The following is an 18,455-nucleotide window of genomic DNA, read 5'->3' on the forward strand; positions in this document are numbered from 1 at the left end:
ACCGGAGGGGAGAATGACCGCATGACTCTTCCACCGATCCGCGACTGGTGGCCGCAGCTCTCGATCGACGCGCGACGCACCCTCCTCGACGGTGACCTCCCTCACCTCACCGACGCCGTGCGCGAGGAGATCCGCGAGATCACCGGTGCGGTGGTCGGCATGCAGGAGACGCTGTCGGACGAGGACCTCGACTATGCGCGCGCCGAGGTCGAGGCATCCGGGGAGTGATTCCTCAGCCGATGGGCGTATCGGTCGGCTGCTCCTCGCGCAGGCGCGGTTCGGTGCGGCGTTCGGGGCGCACGCCCGCCTTGTCAGCGTAGAAGGCGCGGATGCGGTCCATGTCGGAGCGCACGTCGCCGGTGACCTCGATCGTCGGACCGAGCCCCGTCGTCATGGTCGTTCGGTCGACGAAACCGAGTGTCAGCGGCATCCCGGTCTCGGTCGCGATGCGGTAGAAACCCGACTTCCAGAAGTCGTTGCCCCCGCGCGTGCCGTCCGGGGTGATGACGAGACCGAAGACCTCGCCCGCATGCACCTGGCCGACGACGTCGGACACGACCCGCCCCGGGTTCTCGCGATCGACGGGGACACCGCCGAGTCGTCGCATGATCGGGCCTTTCCAGCCGCGGAAGAGGCTCTTCTTGCCGAGCCAGTGCACGTCGATCCCGAGCCGCCAGGCGATCGCGAGCATGAGGACGAAGTCCCAGTTCGAGGTGTGCGGTGCTCCGATGAGGATCGTGGGCCGCGTGGGGACGGCGTCGTGCCCGACGAGCGTCCAACGGCTGAGGGCCCAGAAGAGGCGGGCTATCGAACGCGTGATCATCTCTCCACCGTAGGGGGAGCGGCTATCCGTCCGCTGGCGACGAGGATTCCTCGGAGTCGCCGGCGAGGCGGATGAGAGCGGCCGCCGTACCCGGGGGAAGCCCCGGCACGGCGTCGACGGGCACTGCGAGCGCCTGCAGCGCGCGACTGAAGTAGTTGCGCAGAGACGCCGCGAGCGTGATGTCGACGATCTGCCGATCGGTGAACCCGAGATCGCGCAGCTCCTGCGAATCCGCATCCGTCATCTCCCGGGGTGTGGTCGACAGGCGGGCCGAATAGCGCACGACCGCCCGCTCGGCCGGGCCGAATCCGCGATCGTCGTGAGCCGTGAACGCCGCCAGGCCGGCCTCGTCGAGCACCCCGACGGCGAGAGCGCGTCGACCGTGCGCCAGCAGACAGTGCGTCGAACCGATCGCGCGTGCGGCGCCGAGGGTCGCAGCCTCGTAGACCCGCACGCCGATCGACGGCACGACGGCCCGTATCAGCTCTTCGAAGGCGGCGTGCGCCTCGGGATTGATCGCCATCGCCTGGGTGTGGACGTAGACGAATCCGTCTTCGGCGATGTCGTCGGCGTACATCTCGGCGGCGTGCCCCACCACGGATGCCGCATCCGGGGGAGTGATGATCATCGCTGCTCCTTCGCCTCGGCTCTCGTGTCCACAGCGAACGTTACGCCGCGCGGGCGCGACGCAACACCCGGATCGACGCCGCTGCCTCAGGACAGGCGTACGATCGAGGGATGACCGATCAGCAGGGAGACACCACCGAGCAGGACGCCGCCCTCGGGCTGGCCCCTCTGCCCGGAACCCTCAACCTTCTTGACGGGGAAGCCGCGGGCGTCTGCAGCGGCGGCGTCTGCCACTTCCCCGCTCCGAAGAAGACGGGATAAGCGCCAGACGCCGCCATGCGGCGTCAGTGTCCGCCGTGGAACTCTCCGCCGGCGTCGTCGGCCGGCTTCCGGACGAACGGGCTCAGCGCCACGGCCGCGAGCGAGATGATGGCCGCGATCAGGAACGCCATGCGCGCGCCCGGTGCACCGGCCAGTGCGGTCGAGAGACCCTGCTCTTCACCTGAGTGCAGGATCGCGGAGTAGGTGACGAGCAGCACGGCGACACCGGCAGCCCCCGCCACCTGCTGCATGGTGTTGAGCACGGCCGAGCCGTGCGAGTAGAGCGAACGCTGCAGTGAACCGAGCGATGCCGAGAACAGAGGCGTGAACGACATCGCGAGGCCGACCGACATCACGGCCTGCACGATCACCAGCACCCACCACTCGGTGTGCTCGCTGACGGTCGAGTAGAAGAACAGCGCGGCAGAGACCAGGATCGTGCCGGGGATCAGCAGCGGGCGCGTGCCGCGCGCGTCGTACACGCGACCCATGATCGGGCCGAGCAGACCCATCAGCACCGAACCGGGGAGCAGGATGAGGCCCGCGGAGAAGGACTCGAGTCCGACGACGTTCTGCAGGTACTGCGGGAGCAGCGTGAGCGTTCCGAACATCGACAGCGCGAGGATCGACATGATGATCACCGAGAAGGTGAAGTTCGTCGAACGGAAGACGCGCAGGTCGAGCAGCGCGTCGTCGACGCGCTGGAGCACGAGCTGACGCCAGACGAACAGCCCGAGCGAGACGACGCCCACGACGAGCGCGATGACGCCCGTTGTCGCGCCGGCTCCGGCGCCCTCGCCGCCGAGCTGGCTGATGCCGAACACGATTCCGCCGAAGCCGAGAGCGGCGAGCGGGATGGAGACCACGTCGAGGGGCATACGGCGCGTCTCGCCGAGGTTCGTCATCCAGCGGATGCCCATGGCGAGGGCGATCAGGGCGATCGGAAGGATGATCGCGAACAGCGCGCGCCAGTTGAACACCTCGAGCACGGCGCCCGCGAGCACGGGGCCCGTCGCGGGAGCGAGGGAGATCACCATGCCGACGCGACCCATCATGCGCCCGCGCGACTGCGGGGGCACGACGTTCATGATCGTCGTCATGAGCAGCGGCATCATGATTCCCGTGCCGACGGCCTGGATCACGCGGCCGACGAGCAGCACGGCGAAACCGGGGGCGATCAGCGACACCAGGGTGCCGAGCGAGAACGAGATCATCGCGGCGATGAACACCTGACGAGTCGTGAAGCGCTGCAGGATGAACCCGGTCGTCGGGATCACGACGGCCATGGTGAGCATGAAGGCGCTGGTGAGCCACTGACCGAGCTCGGGCGGGATGCCGAGGTCGGTGTTGAGGTGGGGGATCGCGATCCCCATGGTGGTCTCGTTGAGGATCGCCACGAACGCGGCGACCAGGAGCAGCCAGATCACCCGCATGTCGGAACGCGCGATCGTCCCGTCGGCGGGAGCGGTGGTCGGGATCGACCCGGTGTCGACGGCAGACATACGGCCTCCAGGGCACAGGAAAGAGAGAGAACGGTGCGCGAGTGCGCCAGGATCATTCAGCGTAACCACAGGATCGGACATTTCATTCCGAGCCGGCGATATATCTGCTGAGGGCGGATGCCGCGACCCCGATGTCCCCACCGCTGGCTACGCTGACCTCATGAGCATGGGCGGCGGATTGGGTGGGAGGCATCCCGGGGGCTTCCGCGGTGTCGACGAAGATGCGCAGCGCCGGCTGAACGCCGAGGCTCCGCGCATCAGCGGGCTCGGAGCCCGCGTGGTGACGCTCTTCCGCCCCTACAAGTGGCGGATCGTCGTGACCGGCATCCTCGTCGTGCTGGGCGCGGGCATCGCCGTGATCCCGCCGCTGATCGTGCAGCGCGTGTTCGACGACGCGCTCTTCCCCGTCGACGGCGGCGGTCCGCACCTCGAGCTCCTGGTCTGGCTCGTGGTCGCGATGATGGGGCTCTTCCTCGGGTCCGCGGCGCTCGGCGTCGCGCAGACGTGGCTCACCTCGACCGTCGGCAACAGCGTCACCGGAGATCTGCGGGTGCGCCTGTTCGAGCACCTCCAGGCGATGGAGCTGGGGTTCTTCACCCGCACCAAGACCGGTGTGATCCAGTCGCGCCTGCAGAACGACGTCGGTGGCGTCTCCGGCGTGCTGACGAACACCGTCACGAGCATCCTCGGCAATGCGGTCACCGTGATCGCCTCGCTCGTGGCGATGATCCTGATCGACTGGCGTCTGACCCTCATCGCGATCATCCTCATGCCGTTCCTGATCATCGTGCAACGCCGGGTCGGGCAGGTGCGTGCGCGGATCGCGGGCGAGACCCAGGAGTCCCTGTCGGAGCTCACCTCGATCACGCAGGAGACCCTGAGCGTGTCGGGCATGCTGCTGTCGAAGGCGTTCAACCGGCAGCGCGCGGAGTCGCAGCGCTACCAGGCCGAGAACCGCAACCAGGTGCATCTGCAGGTGCGCCGGGCGATGAGCGGCCAGGGCTTCTTCGCGGTGGTGCAGGTCATCATGGCGAGCGTTCCCGCGATCATCTACCTGGTCTCGGGCTACCTCATCGCGGGAGGGACCGGCGCGATCACCGCCGGCACCGTCGTCGCCTTCACCACGGTGCAGGCGCGACTCCTGCAGCCGCTCATGGGCCTGATGCGCGTCTCGCTCGATCTGCAGACCTCTTCGGCCCTGTTCGCGCGCATCTTCGAGTACCTCGACCTGGTCCCCGAGATCGAGGACGCCCCCGATGCGATCTCGGTGGCGGATGCTCCGGGGCCGAGAGGGCGCGTCGAGTTCCGCGAGGTCGTCTTCCGCTATCCCGACGCGACCGATGACGCCCGGCCCACCCTCGACGGGGTCTCGTTCGTCGCGGAGCCCGGCCAGCACGTGGCGTTCGTCGGTCCGTCCGGAGCGGGAAAGACCACGGTGCTCTACCTCGCTCCGCGCCTGTACGAGGCCCGCGGCGGAGCCGTGCTCTTCGCCGGCGCCGACGTGCGCACGCTCACGCAGGAGTCGATCATCGACGGCGTGGGCATCGTGTCGCAGGAGACCTACCTCTTCCACGCGACCATCCGCGAGAACCTGCTGTACGCCAAGCCCGACGCGAGCGAGGAGGAGCTGATCGAGGCGACCACGGCGGCGAACATCCACCACATCATCTCGGGGTTCGAGAACGGCTACGACACCGTGGTGGGCGAGCGCGGATACCGTCTGTCCGGTGGCGAGAAGCAACGCATCGCCATCGCGCGCGTGCTGCTGAAAGACCCTCCCGTCCTGCTGCTCGACGAGGCGACGTCGGCCCTCGACACGGTGTCGGAGCGCGTCGTGCAGGAGGCGCTCGACGAGGCCGCGAAGGGCCGGACGACGATCTCGATCGCACATCGACTCTCGACCGTGATGGGCGCCGACGTGATCCACGTGCTCGAGGCGGGGCGCATCGTCGAGTCCGGGACCCACGCCGAGCTGCTCGCGCACGACGGGCTCTACGCCGAGCTCGCCGCCCAGCAGGTGGCCGCGTCCCGTGTGCTCGCGACCGAGGCGGCCGTCGAGATGAGCGTTTCGGGCGGAGTGGCCGGCGCACTGCGCGACCGCCGGGCCGATCGCGCTCCGGAAGACTCCGTGTCGGCAGACGCGGTCGAGACGCTGACGGCATCCGTCCCGCTGACGGCCGCCGTGCCGCTCCTGGATGCCGCGACGGACGATCGGGTCTCCCCGCCGCAGGAGTGAACGGCCGCGACCGGATCGTGATCAGTGCGCCGAGAGGCCGCCGTCGACGAAGAGCGAGTGCCCGGTCACGTAGGCCGAGCCCGCGCCGGCGAGGAAGACCGCAGCACCCGCGAAGTCCTCGGGCAGTCCGTTCCGCCCGATCATCGTGCGCGCGGCGAGACTCGCGACAGCCCGCGGATCCTGCTGCAGCCGGGCGTTGAGCGGTGTCAGGACGAAGCCGGGAACGAGCGTGTTGCTCGTCACCCCGGTGCCGCCCCAGGCTTCGGCCTCGGAGCGCATGAGGGACTCCACGGCACCCTTGGATGCTCCGTAGATGCCGCTCGTGGCGAAGGCGCGGTGCGCCTGCTGCGAGCTGATGTGGATGAGGCGCCCATAGCCGCGCTCCGCCATTCCGGGCGCGAAACGCTGTCCGAGCAGGAAGGGCGCGAGCGCGTTGACGGTCATGGTCGCGTCCCAGTCGTCCTCCGTGATCTCGGCGAAGGGCGGGCGGATGTTGATCCCGGCGGAGTGCACGACGATGTCGGGCTCACCGAAGGGACGTGCCGCGTCTTCGGCGGCGGCGCGGATGCCGTCGCGGAAGCTGAGGTCCCCGACCACTCCCTCCGCGGTCCCGCCGGCATCGCGCAGCGCGTGGACGGTCTCGGCGATGCGCTCGGCGCCGCGGGCGACGATCACGGTGGACGCACCCGCTCCGGCGAGGGCGGTCGCTATCCCGCGCCCGATCCCGGAACTGCCGCCCGTGACGATCGCCGTGCGTCCGGTGAGCGAGAAGAGGCTGTCGAGGTAGGTCATGGGGTCTCCGGGTGCGTCACCAGCTGAGGGCGGCGGTGAGCGAGTGGTCGGGGGAGGCGTGGGCGAACTCGGGCAGCGCCTCGATCTCGGTGACGAACTCCGAGACCGCCGCTGCGTAGGCGGGGTCGCGGTGCGTGCGGGCGATCTCGTGGAGCGGGGGCAGATCCATCGCGACGATGAGCGAGAGGCGGGCGGCGACGGCGTCGTGCGCTCCGGCGTCCTGCAGCACGCGGATGCCGCCGCGCAACGCCGCGAGGTAGTCCAGCAGCACGGGGAGCCGAGCCTTGCCCTGCGTGATCGAGGTGCCGTCGGCGCGGACCCGCCAGTGCGCGACCACATCGGGGATCACGTCGAAGGCGGTCGCCCGGGTGTACATCAGCTGCGCCACGACCTGATCCTCGTAGGCGACTCCTTCGGGGAAGCGCAGGTCTCCCCAGAAGTCGGTGCGGCTGATCTTCGACCAGGCCACGATGTTCGCCGACGCGGCCGGGTGGTCGAGGATCGTCGTGCCGAGGCGCTGCGGGTCCGTGGCCGTGGCTACCCAGGGCTGCACGCGGCCGGCTACGTAGGAGTCACCCTGCGTTCGCGTGCGCACGTACGCTCCCGCCACGAAGTCGCTGCCGCTCTCGGCGAGGGTGCCGGTGAGGCGGGCGAGCGCGGTCGGGGTGAGTTCGTCATCGGCATCGAGGAATCCGAGGAGGGGCGTGTCGACGAGCTCGAGTCCGGCGTTCCGCGCGGCACCGAGACCGTGAGCCTCGTCGCGGCGGAGCAGGCGGAAGCGCGGATCGTCGGCCGCGGCCGCCCGGAACACATCGCCGGTAGCGTCGGTCGAACCGTCGTCGACGAGGATCGCCCGCCAGCGCGGCTCGGTCTGCGCGCGCAGCGAGTCGATCGCGGCGGGGGCGAAGGCGGCGATGTCCCGCCCGGGGACGATCATCGTCACGATCGTGTCGGGTGCGCTCACCCCCCGATTCTATGGCCGCGGGGTCAGGTGAGGACGGCGCGCACCGACTCCGCGACGAGCCGGGCGAGGTGCTCGGGGGCGTCGTCGGGGAGCGCTCCGCGACCGAAGGTGAAGCGCACCGAGGTCTGCGCGATCGCGGGGTCGATTCCGCACGCCAGCAAGACGGGGGAGGGCTCGTCGCTGCCCGCCGCGCACGCCGAGCCGCTCGATGAGACCACCCCGCGTCGCTCGAGTTCGAGCAGCACCGATTCCCCGCTCGTGCCGGCGAACGTGAAGCTCGCGGTTCCGGGGAGCCGCTGCGCAGGGTCTCCCGTGAGCGCCGCCCGTGGCACTGCCGTCAGGACTGCGGAGATGAAACGAGCCGTCGCCCGCCCGACCCGCGTGACGACATGCACCCGTTCGGCCTCGGCCAGGTCGAGAGCCGTGGCCAGCGCCACCGCTCCCGCGACGTTCTCGGTTCCCGACCGACGCCCGCGCTCCTGCCCGCCGCCGTGCAGCAGGGGTTCGAGCGGAACGCGCCCGCGCACGGCGAGAGCGCCGGTTCCCTTCGGGGCACCGAGCTTGTGCCCGGCGATCGAGACGGCATCCGCACCTAGTCCGTCGAGGGGCAGCCACCCGGCGGACTGCACGGCGTCGAGATGCAGGGGCACCCCGGCATCCCGGGCGAGATCGGCGAGCGACGCGGCATCCTGCACCGTGCCGATCTCGTTGTTCGCATGGCCGACGCTCACGAGCGCCGTGTCGTCGCGCAGGAGCGCCTGCAGGTCGGATGCCGCGATCCTTCCGGATCCGTCGACGGGCAGGAGCGACACCTCGATGCCGTGGAAACGGCGCAGGAAGTCCGCGGACTCGAGGATCGACTCGTGTTCGATCGGCGAGACGATCAGATGGCGCTTGCTTTTCGCGAGGGCGCCGAGCGTGATGCCCTTGACCGCCAGGTTGTTCGCCTCGGTGCCGCCCGAGGTGAATACCACGTCAGCGGTACGCATGCCGAGCGCCCGGGCGACACGACGTCGCGCGTCGTCGAGTGCGCTCGCCGCGGCCTCGCCCACGGTGTGGTGGCTCGAGGGGTTGCCGAAGACGTCCGTGAGATACGGCCGCATCGCCTCGAGAACCTCCGGGCGCACCGGCGAGGTCGCGGCGTGATCGAGGTAGAGCACCCGCGTCAGCCGATCCGCAGATCCAGGCCGAGGTCGAGTGCGCGAGCGGAGTGCGTGAGAGCACCGACCGAGATGACGTCGACTCCGGTCGCGGCGATCGCGGCGACCGTGTCGAGATTCACGCCTCCGGACGCCTCGACCGTGGCGCGCCTGTCAATCATGGCGACGCCCGCGCGGAGGTCGTCGAGGGTGAAGTTGTCGAGCAGCACGGTGTGCGCCCCTCCCTCGAGCACGGCGGGGATCTGGTCGAGGCGATCCACCTCGACCACGACGTGCGCGGTGTGCGGAAGGCGCGCGATCGCGGCGCGCAGCGCCGTGGCGGTATCGACGCCGGAGCGGGTGAGGACGGCGAGATGGTTGTCCTTCGCCATCACGGCATCCGACAGGGAGTACCGGTGGTTGCTGCCGCCGCCGCAGGCGACGGCGTGGCGCTCGAAGGCGCGCAGGCCGGGTGTCGTCTTGCGGGTGTCGGCGATCCGAACGGGCGTCTGCGCGACCGCTCGGACGTACTCTGCGGTGACCGTCGCGATGCCGCTCATGCGCTGGGTGAAGTTCAGTGCGACGCGCTCGGCGGTGAGGATGCTGCGCGCCGAGCCCGATACGGAGGCGAGAACGTCGCCGTTCTCGAACGCATCGCCGTCACCGACGTGCAGGTCGACGGTCACATCGGGGTCGGTGAGGCCGAAGGCGGCGGTGAAGACGGTGCCGCCGCTGAAGACGCCGGGCTCGCGCGCGACGAGATCCGCGGTGGCCGTCGCATCGGCGGGGATCAGTGCTTCACTCGTCAGGTCGCCCCAGGGCGCATCTTCCTCGAGGGCGGCGGCGACGACACGGGTGAGGGTGGCGGCGGTGAGCATCAGACTCCGATCAGGGCGGGTTCGCGGAAGTGGGCGCCGACCGACGCGGTGCGCAGGAGAGCAGCGGATGCCGTCGCCTCGGCGAGCACCAGCAGATTCGCGTCCTCGTGCGCGGCGACGTCGATCGGGGTGGGGAGCGCGGCGCGCCAGGCGCGGATGGTCGCGAGCGCGAGTCGCAGTCCGTCGTCGGTGCGCAGTAGCCCCACCTCGTCCCACATCAGTCGCTGGAGGGCGTTGCGCGAGAACGGCGCGGAGATCGGCGTCGCCGCGTTTTTGACGATCGCGTGCGGCTCCGGCGCCTGCGGCCGACGCCAGGGCGCTCCGATCGCCGCAGCGGCGCGGGCCCCGAAGACGGCGCCCTCGAGCAACGAGTTCGAGGCGAGGCGGTTCGCGCCGTGCACGCCGGTGCGCGCGGCCTCGCCCACGGCGAAGAGACCGGGCATGGTCGTACGACCGTCGAGATCGGTCGCGATCCCGCCCATCAGGTAGTGCGCCGCCGGCGTCACGGGGATCGGCTCGCGCGCCCAATCGAAGCCGCGCTCGCGGGTGACGCGGTCGATCGTCGGGAAGCGCCGAGCCAGGGTCGGGGCGCCGAGCATCGTGGCGTCGAGACGAACGGGCGAACCCTGCCGGGCGGCCTGACGCGCGATGGCCCGCGACACGACATCGCGCGGTGCGAGTTCACCGTCGGGGTGGCTGTCGAACGTGAAGCGGCGACCCGAGTCGTCGATCAGTGTCGCCCCCTCGCCCCGGACGGCCTCGGAGATCAGGAAGGCGGGCTGCGCGTCGAGGATCGTCGGGTGGAACTGCACGAACTCGAGGTCCGCGACCGCCACGCCCGCGCGCAGGGCGGCGGCGATGCCGTCACCGGTCGTGCCGTCGGGATTCGTGGTGTGCGCGTAGAGGTGCCCGGCGCCTCCGGTCGCGAGCACGACGGCATCCGCGTCGAACTCGTCCGACCGCCCGTCGCGCAGCAGACGGATGCCGCGCACGGCAGCCCCGTCGACGATCAGGTCGACGAGGAACGCGTGCTCGACGACCGCCATCCCGGTTCCGCGCACGGCGGCGGTGAGGGCACGGGCGATCTCGGCGCCGGTGGCGTCGCCGCCCGCGTGCACGATGCGCGCGTGGCTGTGCGCGGCTTCGCGACCGAGCAGGAGCGCGCCGTCGGGGGAGCGGTCGAAGGCTGCTCCGCGGGCGATCAGCTCGGCGATCCGAGCGGCGCCGTCCGCGACGAGCACTCCGACCGCCGCCTCGTCCGACAGACCGGCTCCCGCGGTCATCGTGTCGGCGGCGTGCAGGGCAGCCGAGTCGCCCGCCCCGTAGACACCCGCGACTCCGCCCTGCGCGTACCCCGTGCATCCGTCGCCGAGCGTGCCCTTCGTCACCACCGTGACGGTGTGACCCGCCTCATGCGCGTGCAGGGCCGCGGTGAGGCCCGCGACGCCCGAGCCCACCACGATGACGTTCATCGCGCGCTCGCAACCACCGGCGGCTTCGCGGCGAGCATCCGCTCCAACGAGACGCGCGCGGGGTCGGCGACGTCGGACGTGACGGTGATCCGGTTCGGAGTGCGGCCTGCGACGAGCTCCTCGAGCACCCAGGCGAGGTAGCCGGGGTGGATGCGGTACATCGTCGAGCACGGGCACACGACCGGGTCGAGGCAGAAGATCTCGTGCTGCGGGTACTGTGCGGCCAGTCGCTTGACGAGGTTGATCTCGGTGCCGATCGCGAACGTCGTGGGTTCGGTCGCCCCATCGATCGCGCGTCGGATGTAATCGGTCGATCCCGCCTCGTCGGCCGCATCCACGACCTCCATCGGGCACTCCGGATGCACGATCACCCGCACGCCCGGGTGCTCGGCGCGCGCCTGCTCGATCTGCCCGACCGTGAACCGGCGGTGCACCGAGCAGAAGCCGTGCCACAGGATCACCCGGGAGTCCTCGAGGACCTCGGCGCTCGACCCGCCGAGGGGCTTGCGCGGGTTCCACATCGGCATCTGCTCGAGCGGCACTCCCATCGCCTTGGCGGTGTTGCGGCCGAGGTGCTGGTCGGGGAAGAACAGCACGCGGCGTCCGCGCTCGAACGCCCACTCGAGCACGGTCTGCGCATTGGACGACGTGCAGACGATGCCGCCGTGCCGACCCACGAATCCCTTGATCGCAGCGGAGGAGTTCATGTAGGTGACCGGGATGACCGGCACGCGTCCGTCCTCGTCGGTCGCGTCGAGATCGCCGAGCACGTCTTCGAGCTGCTCCCAGCACTCCTCGACCTGATCGATGTCGGCCATGTCGGCCATCGAGCAGCCTGCCGCGAGGTTCGGAAGGATCACGGCCTGGTCGGGGCCCGAGAGCAGGTCGGCGGTCTCGGCCATGAAGTGCACGCCGCAGAACACGATCGCCTCGGCATCCGGTCGGCCCTTGGCCGCCGTCGCGAGCTGGAAGGAGTCGCCCACGTAGTCGGCGTGGCGCACGACCTCCTCGCGCTGGTAGAAGTGCCCGAGCACGACCACGCGGTCGCCGAGCGTCTGCTTGGCGGCGCGGATGCGCTCATCGAGCTCGGCCTCGTCCGCCTCGCGGTAGGCGACGGGGAGCTCTCCCTGACGCGGAGCTCCCGTCGGGATCACGTCGCCCATCGACGAGCCGGGTCCGTACCCGGGGCGGGTGTCGAAGTCCCAGGGGCCGACGGCGAGGTCGGTGGTACAGGTCTCGTCGACGGACGCGCCGGTGACGATCGCCTGGATCGCGTGATCGACCGAGCCGTCTCGCGGCGGGACGGCGGGTGCGGGGACGAAGGTGATGCTCATCGGATGCTCGTTTCTTCGGGACCGAGGGGGCCGCGGGCGGCCAGTTCGACGTCGGTGTTGTCGCGGTACAGGCGGGCGGGACGGTGGCTGCCGGTGCGGAACCGGTCGGTGGGGATGAGGTTGCCGGTCGCCTCGACCTGGCGCCGGAAGTTGGCGGGATCGAGTTGCCGGCCGAGGATCGCCTCGTAGGCCTCGCGCAGGTCGGCGAGCGTGAACTCGGAGGGGAGGAAGCCGTGCGCCACGCGGCTGTAGCCGACCTTGCTGCGCAGACGCCACAGGGCGTACTCGATGATGTCGGCATGATCGAAGGCGAGTTCGGGGAGCGCATCGACGTCGAACCATTCGACGTTCTCGGGCGCGCGCCCGGATGCCCGGTGCGCGGCGCTCTGCGCGAGGACCTCGTCCTGACGCAGAAGCGCCCAGTACACGATCGAGATCACGCGCGTGGGGGAGCGGTCGACGGCGCCGAAGGCGTACAGCTGCTCGAGATACGACGGGGTGAGGCCCGTGGTCTCGGCGAGCGTGCGCGCGGCGGTGTCGATCGGGGATTCGTCGGGGGCGATCCACCCGCCGGGCAGTGCCCAGCGGTCGGCGAAGGGTTCGCGCGTGCGTCGCACGAGGGGCAGCGCGAGCGCGGGAGTGCCCAGTGCCGACGGGCGCAGCGTCAGGATCACGGTGGATCCCGCGACGCGGATGCCGTCAGTTCGAGTCATAGTTACCTTAACCTCCGTCTCGATCTTAGTGTCATCGAGACACTTAGTGCGAGTGGATGACGCTACGCGGCGTCGAGTCCGAAACGTTATGTGACGGCGGAGAGAACTCTTGTCCCCCTGGACGGGGTTTGTTAGGTTACTGTCCTAACAAACCCCGTCGCTCGGCAGAGCAGCCGACGACGGCCACGATCCCCACCCCCGAGGATCGGCTCCACACCCGGAGCACCCCTCCTGCAGTGCAGCACCGAGAGGAATCAAGAATGATCCGTAATGGCAAGCGCAAGATCGCGCTCACCGCGGTAGCGGGGGCATCCGTCCTCGCTCTGGGCCTGACCGCCTGCGGTTCGGGCGGCAGCGGCGACTCCGACGCGAACGGCGACCGCGCCCTCCGCGTCTGGGCGGGCAGCCAGACCCCGATCACGGCCAACTACAACCCCTTCGCGCCCACCGTGCTCCACGGTGCGCTCGGCCCCATCTACGAGCCGCTGTTCTTCTTCAACAAGACCGCGGACACCGAGCCCGTCGGCCTCATCGGCGACACCTACGAGTACAACGAGGACGGCACGGTGATCACCGTCACCATCAAGCCCGACCTCAAGTGGAGCGACGGCGAGCCCCTCACCGCGGCCGACGTCGCGTTCTCGTTCGGATACGAGGCCAACAGTCCCGAGGCCAACGGGCTGGTGTCGGCCGAAGCCACCGACGACACCACCGTCGTGCTCACCTACGACAGCGCCCAGTACACCACCGAGTTCCAGCGGCTCGGCTCGACGTACATCCTCCCCGAGCACATCTGGAAGGACGTCGACGACTACGCCAACTTCGCCAACGAGGACCCGGTCGGATCCGGCGCCTACGTCGTCGACAAGACCACGAGCGAGTCGTACACCCTGGTCGCGAACGAGAACTTCCGCGACGCCGCCGACCTCGGTGTCAAGAAGGTGCAGTACATCGCGGTCGACAACAACCAGACCGCGCAGGACCTGCTCGCGGCCGGAAAGCTCGACTGGACCGGCATGTTCATCCCGAACCCGGATGACGTCACCGCGAACGGCGCGATCGACTGGATCAACACGCCGCAGGACCCGACGGTGCTCTACACCTGCTCCAACGCCGACCTCGGCTGCACGGGACCGCAGACCGATGTCGCCGTGCGCCAGGCGCTCAACGCCGCGATCGATCGCGGCACCATCAAGGAGAAGGCGTTCGTCGACCTGACCGCCGAGATCTCGCCCACCTACGCCCTGCTGCCCCGCGACGAGAAGTGGGTCGCCGACCCCGCGAACGAGCTCAGCCCGCAGGAGGCCAACGCGGCCGAGGCCGGATCGATCCTCGAAGCCGCCGGCTACACGAAGGGCTCCGACGGCATCTACGAGAAGGACGGCGTTCCCGTCGAGCTCAGCCTGACCTCGGTCGACGGATGGACCGACTACAACGACGCCGCGAAGCTCATCGCCGAGCAGGCCGAGGCCGCGGGGATCAAGATCAACGCCTCGACCGTGCAGTGGCAGGAGTTCTCCGACACCCGTCAGAGCGGGGAGTACCAGCTCATCGTCGGCGGCATGATCGGCACCTCGGTCGCCGATCCGTTCCAGATCTACCGCGACTGGTTCGGCGGCACCGCCGTCGCCTCGACCGGCCCCGTCGGCGAGGAGATCCCCACCGGGCGCTGGAACTTCAGCCGCTACGACAACCCGACCGTCGACGCCGCGATCCAGTCCGCGATCAGCACGAACGACGAGGCGACGAAGAAGGAGCTGTACGCGACGATCCAGACCGAGATCGTGCGCGACCTCCCGTACATCCCGCTGGTGATCAACGCCACCCAGACCTTCTACAACACGAAGGACTACACGGGCTGGCCGACGGAGGACGACCTGTACGCGTTCCCGCCGTCCTGGGGCGCGATCGCGGCGGGCTACGTCCTGACGCATCTGCAGCCGGTCGAGTAAGCACCGCCAACGGGGAAGCAGGAAGTCAAGGAAGACGCACACATGAAGTTCTATGCACGACGGATCGGGTTCTATGCCTTCACGCTGTGGGCCGCGATCTCCATCAACTTCCTGCTTCCCCGCATGATGCCGGGCAATCCCGCCGACATCATGATCGCCAAGATGCAACGCGCGGGCGGTGACGTCTCGGAGACGACCATCCGCAACATCAAGCTCCTCCTCGGAGGCGACGACTCGTCGCTGTGGGAGCAGTACCTCTCCTACTGGGGGCGGATGTTCCAGGGCGACCTGGGCGTCTCGGTGACGAAGTTCCCGACCCCGGTCACCGAGCTCATCGGGCAGGCGCTGCCGTGGACGCTGATCCTCGTCGGCACCGCGACCGTGATCTCGTTCATCCTCGGCGTCGTGCTCGGCGCCTGGGCGGGGTGGAAGCGCGGCACGTGGGTCGATCACCTGATCCCCGCCACGACCGTGCTCCAGTCGATCCCGTACTTCTGGATGGCGCTCATCCTCGTCGCCGTGTTCGCGGTCGGCCTCGGCTGGTTCCCGATCTTCGGGGGCTACGACGTCTTCGACTTCCCGGACGGCCCGGAGCCGACCTGGGCGTTCTTCACGAACGCCGTCTCGCACGCGATCCTCCCCGCGGTCACGATCGTGATCAGCTCGGTGGGCGGATGGCTGTTCGGCATGCGCAACATGATGGTCTCGACCCTCGCCGAGGACTACGTTCTCACCGCCGAGGCCAAGGGGCTGCGTCCCCGGCGCATCCTCACCACCTACGCCGCGCGCAACGCGGCCATCCCGTCGATCGCGGGCTTCTCGATCACCCTCGGGTTCGTGGTCGCCGGGTCCATCGTCATGGAGCAGGTCTTCACCTACCCGGGCATCGGCAAGCTGATGTTCCAGGCCGTCACCAACAACGACTACGCGCTGATGCAGGGACTCTTCCTCGTCATCACGATCACCGTGCTCGCCGCCAACTTCTTCATGGATCTCATCTATGGATTCATCGACCCGAGGGCTCGCCAGAATGTCTGACACCAAGCTCACCCCGATGCAGATCGTCAAGGAGCAGCCGACCGACACGCCTGCCACGACCATGACGCTCGCCACCGCGACCGGCCGATCGAGGCGGGGACGCGGACTGATGCCCACCCGCTCGGCGAAGTTCGTGACCGGCCTCGTGCTCGTGCTCGCGATCACGCTGTTCGCGATCATCGCGCCGTTCTTCACGCAGAACCCGCGGAGCACCGACAACGCGGCCCTGCAGCCGCCCTCCGCCGAGCACTGGCTGGGCACGACCAAGCTCGGCAACGACATGCTCGCCCAGCTCGCGATCGGCGCGCAGGGTTCACTGCTCGTCGGCGTCACCGCCGGCGGCATCGCGATCGTGCTGTCGCTGCTCTTCGGCGTGCTCGCCGGATACCTCGGCGGGTGGCGCGAAGACGGACTCGCCCTCATCACCAACGTGATGATCGTCATCCCCGGCCTGCCGCTCGTGATGGTGATCGCGTCGTTCGTGCCGCAGCGCAGTTGGCAGCTGGTGGCGTTCGTGCTCGGCATCACGTCGTGGGCGGGTGCCGCGTACGTGCTGCGGCTGCAGACGCGCTCGCTCCGTACCCGCGACTACGTGTCGGCCGCGAAGGTGGCCGGTGAGCGATCGTTCCGGGTGATCCTCGTCGAGATCATGCCGAACCTCCTGCCCTTGCTGACCGCGCAGTTCCTCTTCGCGATCATCTTCGCGATCCTCGGCGAGGCGGGCCTGTCGTACCTGGGACTCGGCCCGAACTCCTCGATCACGTGGGGCACGATCCTCAACGACGCGCAGTCCGGGCAGGCACTCGGACGCGGAGCATGGTGGTGGTTCGTGCCGCCGGGCGTGATGATCGCGCTCCTCGGCGCGGGGCTCGCGCTGATCAACTTCGCCATCGACGAGATCATCAACCCGAAGCTGCGCAACGCGCCGGATGCCGCACGACGCGTGCGCCGGGCAGCCAAGACGAAGGGGGTCGCGGCATGAGCGACGCCGTCCTCACCGCCCGCGGCGTCTCGATCGAGTACGAGGTCGATCCGCCGGTCAAGGCCGTCCGCAACGTCTCGCTGACCCTCCACCGCGGCGAGATCCTCGGCCTCGCGGGGGAGTCGGGGTGCGGCAAGACCACGCTCGCCTACGGCATGAATCGGCTGCTCAAGGCACCGGCGCTCATGACGAGCGGGGAGATCGTCTTCCACGACCGCGACGGCGACGACATCGACATCGTCGGCCTGCGCGACGACGGGCTGCGGGCCTTCCGCTGGGACAAGATCTCGATGGTGTTCCAGGGCGCGATGAACTCGCTGAACCCCGTGATCGACGTCCGGGCACAGATCTACGACATCTTCGACACGCATCGCCCCGGCATGACGCGCGCGGCGAAGAAGGAGCGCGCCGAGGAGCTGCTGACACTGGTGGGCGTCGATCCCGCGCGACTGACGAGCTTCCCGCACGAGCTCTCGGGCGGCATGCGCCAGCGCATGATGATCGCGATGGCTCTGGCCCTCGACCCGCAGGTCATGATCATGGACGAGCCCACGACGGCGCTCGACGTGGTCGTGCAGCGCGGGATCATCCGCGAGATCATGCGGCTGCGCGAGAAGCTCGGCTTCGCGGTGATCTTCATCACCCACGACCTGCCGATGCTGATCGAGATCTCCGACCGCATCGCCGTGATGCTGCAGGGCGAGATCGTCGAGCAGGGAACCGCCGAGGAGATCTACCGCTCTCCGCAGCACGAGTACACGAAGCGGCTGCTGTCGAGCTTCCCCAGTCTGCGCGGAGAGCGCGGGGACTTCGTCCGCACCGGAATGCACGAGAGTCAGGAGCAGGTGCGATGAGCGCTCACACGGATGCCGGTGCCGCCGCGCGCACGCTCGAGGCGCGGCACCTCACGAAGGACTTCCACCTGCGGTCGGGCTTCAAGACCAGCATCCTGCACGCGGTGAAGGATGTCTCCTTCACGCTCCAGGCGGGCAGGACGATCGCGCTGGTCGGGGAGTCCGGATCGGGCAAGTCCACGATCGCGCGCATGCTGATGAAGCTCGAGACGCCGACGAGCGGGCAGATCCTGCTCGACGGAACCGAGACCGGCACACGGGGGCAGTCGCTCGCCCGCTATCGCTCCGACGTGCAGATGGTGTTCCAGGACCCGTTCGCCTCACTGAACCCGTTCCACTCGATCGTCCACCACCTCGAGCGGCCGCTGCGCATCCACCACCCCGAGTGGAGCGGCGCGCAGGTGCACGAGCGTGCCCTGGAGCTGCTGGACCGCGTGCGGTTGTCGCCGGCGAAGAGCTTCGCCGAGCGCAAGCCCCACGAGCTCTCGGGCGGGCAACGTCAGCGTGTCGCGATCGCGCGTGCGCTCGCCCCGGGCGCGCGGTTCATCGTCGCCGATGAGCCGGTCTCGATGCTCGACGTGTCGATCCGACTCGGGGTGCTCAACCTGCTCGCGGACCTGCAGCGCGAAGACGACCTCGGCGTGCTCTACATCACCCACGATCTCGCCACTGCCCGGCACTTCTCCGACGAGATCATGGTGCTCTACAAGGGCGACGTGGTCGAGCGCGGCCCGGCCGACGAGGTGATCCTGAACCCGCAGCACGCCTACACGAAGACGCTGCTGGGTGCCGCGCCGGAGCCCGAGAATCTCGGTCGCCTGCGCGACGAGGTCAGGCGGGAGCTCGCGGCGGAGACCCGCTAGACTGGGCGCACAATCGAACACGGGC

18 protein-coding genes are annotated in these 18,455 nt (G+C 69.3%); 8 read left to right on the plus strand and 10 right to left on the minus strand.

What is annotated here, in order from left to right:
- Positions 1–21: 21 nt before the first annotated feature.
- Positions 22–228, plus strand: coding sequence for a hypothetical protein (locus KV396_RS11885; protein WP_247632594.1), 207 nt, complete (start codon positions 22–24; stop codon positions 226–228).
- Positions 229–232: 4 nt separating this feature from the next.
- On the opposite strand, the gene KV396_RS11890 is transcribed toward KV396_RS11885, so the two are convergent.
- Positions 233–823: a 1-acyl-sn-glycerol-3-phosphate acyltransferase gene (locus KV396_RS11890; protein ID WP_247632593.1), complete on the minus strand. Its 591-nt coding sequence runs from the start codon at positions 821–823 to the stop codon at positions 233–235.
- Between the two features lie 22 nt (positions 824–845).
- Complete coding sequence (locus tag KV396_RS11895; protein ID WP_247955843.1) at positions 846–1,451, minus strand: carboxymuconolactone decarboxylase family protein; 606 nt, start codon at positions 1,449–1,451, stop codon at positions 846–848.
- A gap of 110 nt (positions 1,452–1,561) precedes the next feature.
- Here KV396_RS11895 and KV396_RS11900 point away from each other — a divergent pair, with 110 nt between their 5' ends.
- Positions 1,562–1,711: a hypothetical protein gene (locus KV396_RS11900; RefSeq protein ID WP_247955844.1), complete on the plus strand. Its 150-nt coding sequence runs from the start codon at positions 1,562–1,564 to the stop codon at positions 1,709–1,711.
- Positions 1,712–1,734: 23 nt separating this feature from the next.
- Here the strand turns inward: KV396_RS11900 and KV396_RS11905 are convergent, their stop codons facing one another.
- Positions 1,735–3,213, minus strand: a complete 1,479-nt coding sequence (locus KV396_RS11905; protein ID WP_247622980.1) for an MDR family MFS transporter — start codon at positions 3,211–3,213, stop codon at positions 1,735–1,737.
- A 166-nt stretch (positions 3,214–3,379) separates the two neighbouring features.
- On the opposite strand from KV396_RS11905, the gene KV396_RS11910 reads away from it, so the two are divergent.
- A complete protein-coding gene (locus tag KV396_RS11910) occupies positions 3,380–5,449 on the plus strand; it encodes an ABC transporter ATP-binding protein (RefSeq protein WP_247957595.1) in 2,070 nt (689 codons plus the stop codon).
- A gap of 21 nt (positions 5,450–5,470) precedes the next feature.
- Here the strand turns inward: KV396_RS11910 and KV396_RS11915 are convergent, their stop codons facing one another.
- From KV396_RS11915 to KV396_RS11945, 7 genes are read right to left on the minus strand one after another with little or no spacing between them, the layout of a single operon-like run.
- A complete protein-coding gene (locus tag KV396_RS11915) occupies positions 5,471–6,241 on the minus strand; it encodes an SDR family NAD(P)-dependent oxidoreductase (protein WP_247955845.1) in 771 nt (256 codons plus the stop codon).
- Between the two features lie 16 nt (positions 6,242–6,257).
- Positions 6,258–7,205 (minus strand): glycosyltransferase family 2 protein, encoded by a 948-nt coding sequence (locus KV396_RS11920; protein ID WP_247955846.1) that lies wholly within the window; start codon positions 7,203–7,205, stop codon positions 6,258–6,260.
- A 23-nt stretch (positions 7,206–7,228) separates the two neighbouring features.
- Positions 7,229–8,365: a cysteine desulfurase family protein gene (locus KV396_RS11925; protein ID WP_247955847.1), complete on the minus strand. Its 1,137-nt coding sequence runs from the start codon at positions 8,363–8,365 to the stop codon at positions 7,229–7,231.
- A gap of 5 nt (positions 8,366–8,370) precedes the next feature.
- Positions 8,371–9,222 carry a carboxylating nicotinate-nucleotide diphosphorylase gene (gene nadC / locus KV396_RS11930; RefSeq protein WP_247955848.1) on the minus strand — a complete coding sequence of 284 codons (852 nt, stop codon included), beginning with the start codon at positions 9,220–9,222 and terminating at the stop codon, positions 8,371–8,373.
- A complete protein-coding gene (gene nadB, locus KV396_RS11935) occupies positions 9,222–10,694 on the minus strand; it encodes an L-aspartate oxidase (RefSeq protein ID WP_247955849.1) in 1,473 nt (490 codons plus the stop codon). The genes nadC and nadB overlap by 1 nt, the downstream gene beginning before the upstream one ends.
- Positions 10,691–12,028: a quinolinate synthase NadA gene (nadA, locus tag KV396_RS11940; protein WP_247955850.1), complete on the minus strand. Its 1,338-nt coding sequence runs from the start codon at positions 12,026–12,028 to the stop codon at positions 10,691–10,693. Before nadA ends, nadB begins: the two co-directional genes overlap by 4 nt.
- Positions 12,025–12,741, minus strand: a complete 717-nt coding sequence (locus tag KV396_RS11945; RefSeq protein ID WP_247622973.1) for an NUDIX hydrolase — start codon at positions 12,739–12,741, stop codon at positions 12,025–12,027. Before KV396_RS11945 ends, nadA begins: the two co-directional genes overlap by 4 nt.
- Before the next feature lie 260 nt (positions 12,742–13,001).
- Between KV396_RS11945 and KV396_RS11950 the strand changes: the two genes are divergently transcribed.
- Genes KV396_RS11950 through KV396_RS11970 form a run of 5 tightly spaced genes read left to right on the plus strand, consistent with a single transcriptional unit; the run spans position 13,002 to position 18,430 of the window.
- The gene (locus tag KV396_RS11950) at positions 13,002–14,693 is read left to right on the plus strand and encodes an ABC transporter substrate-binding protein (protein ID WP_247632584.1); all 1,692 of its coding nucleotides are present in this window, start codon (positions 13,002–13,004) and stop codon (positions 14,691–14,693) included.
- A 42-nt stretch (positions 14,694–14,735) separates the two neighbouring features.
- The gene (locus KV396_RS11955) at positions 14,736–15,731 is read left to right on the plus strand and encodes an ABC transporter permease (protein WP_247622971.1); all 996 of its coding nucleotides are present in this window, start codon (positions 14,736–14,738) and stop codon (positions 15,729–15,731) included.
- Positions 15,724–16,713 (plus strand): ABC transporter permease, encoded by a 990-nt coding sequence (locus KV396_RS11960; protein WP_247632583.1) that lies wholly within the window; start codon positions 15,724–15,726, stop codon positions 16,711–16,713. Before KV396_RS11955 ends, KV396_RS11960 begins: the two co-directional genes overlap by 8 nt.
- A complete protein-coding gene (locus KV396_RS11965; RefSeq protein ID WP_247632582.1) occupies positions 16,710–17,567 on the plus strand; it encodes an ABC transporter ATP-binding protein in 858 nt (285 codons plus the stop codon). Before KV396_RS11960 ends, KV396_RS11965 begins: the two co-directional genes overlap by 4 nt.
- A complete protein-coding gene (locus KV396_RS11970; RefSeq protein WP_247955851.1) occupies positions 17,564–18,430 on the plus strand; it encodes an ABC transporter ATP-binding protein in 867 nt (288 codons plus the stop codon). Before KV396_RS11965 ends, KV396_RS11970 begins: the two co-directional genes overlap by 4 nt.
- The last annotated feature ends 25 nt before the right edge of the window (positions 18,431–18,455 follow it).

The sequence above is a fragment of the Microbacterium galbinum genome (assembly GCF_023101185.1).
Taxonomy (GTDB): Bacteria; Actinomycetota; Actinomycetes; order Actinomycetales; family Microbacteriaceae; genus Microbacterium; species Microbacterium galbinum.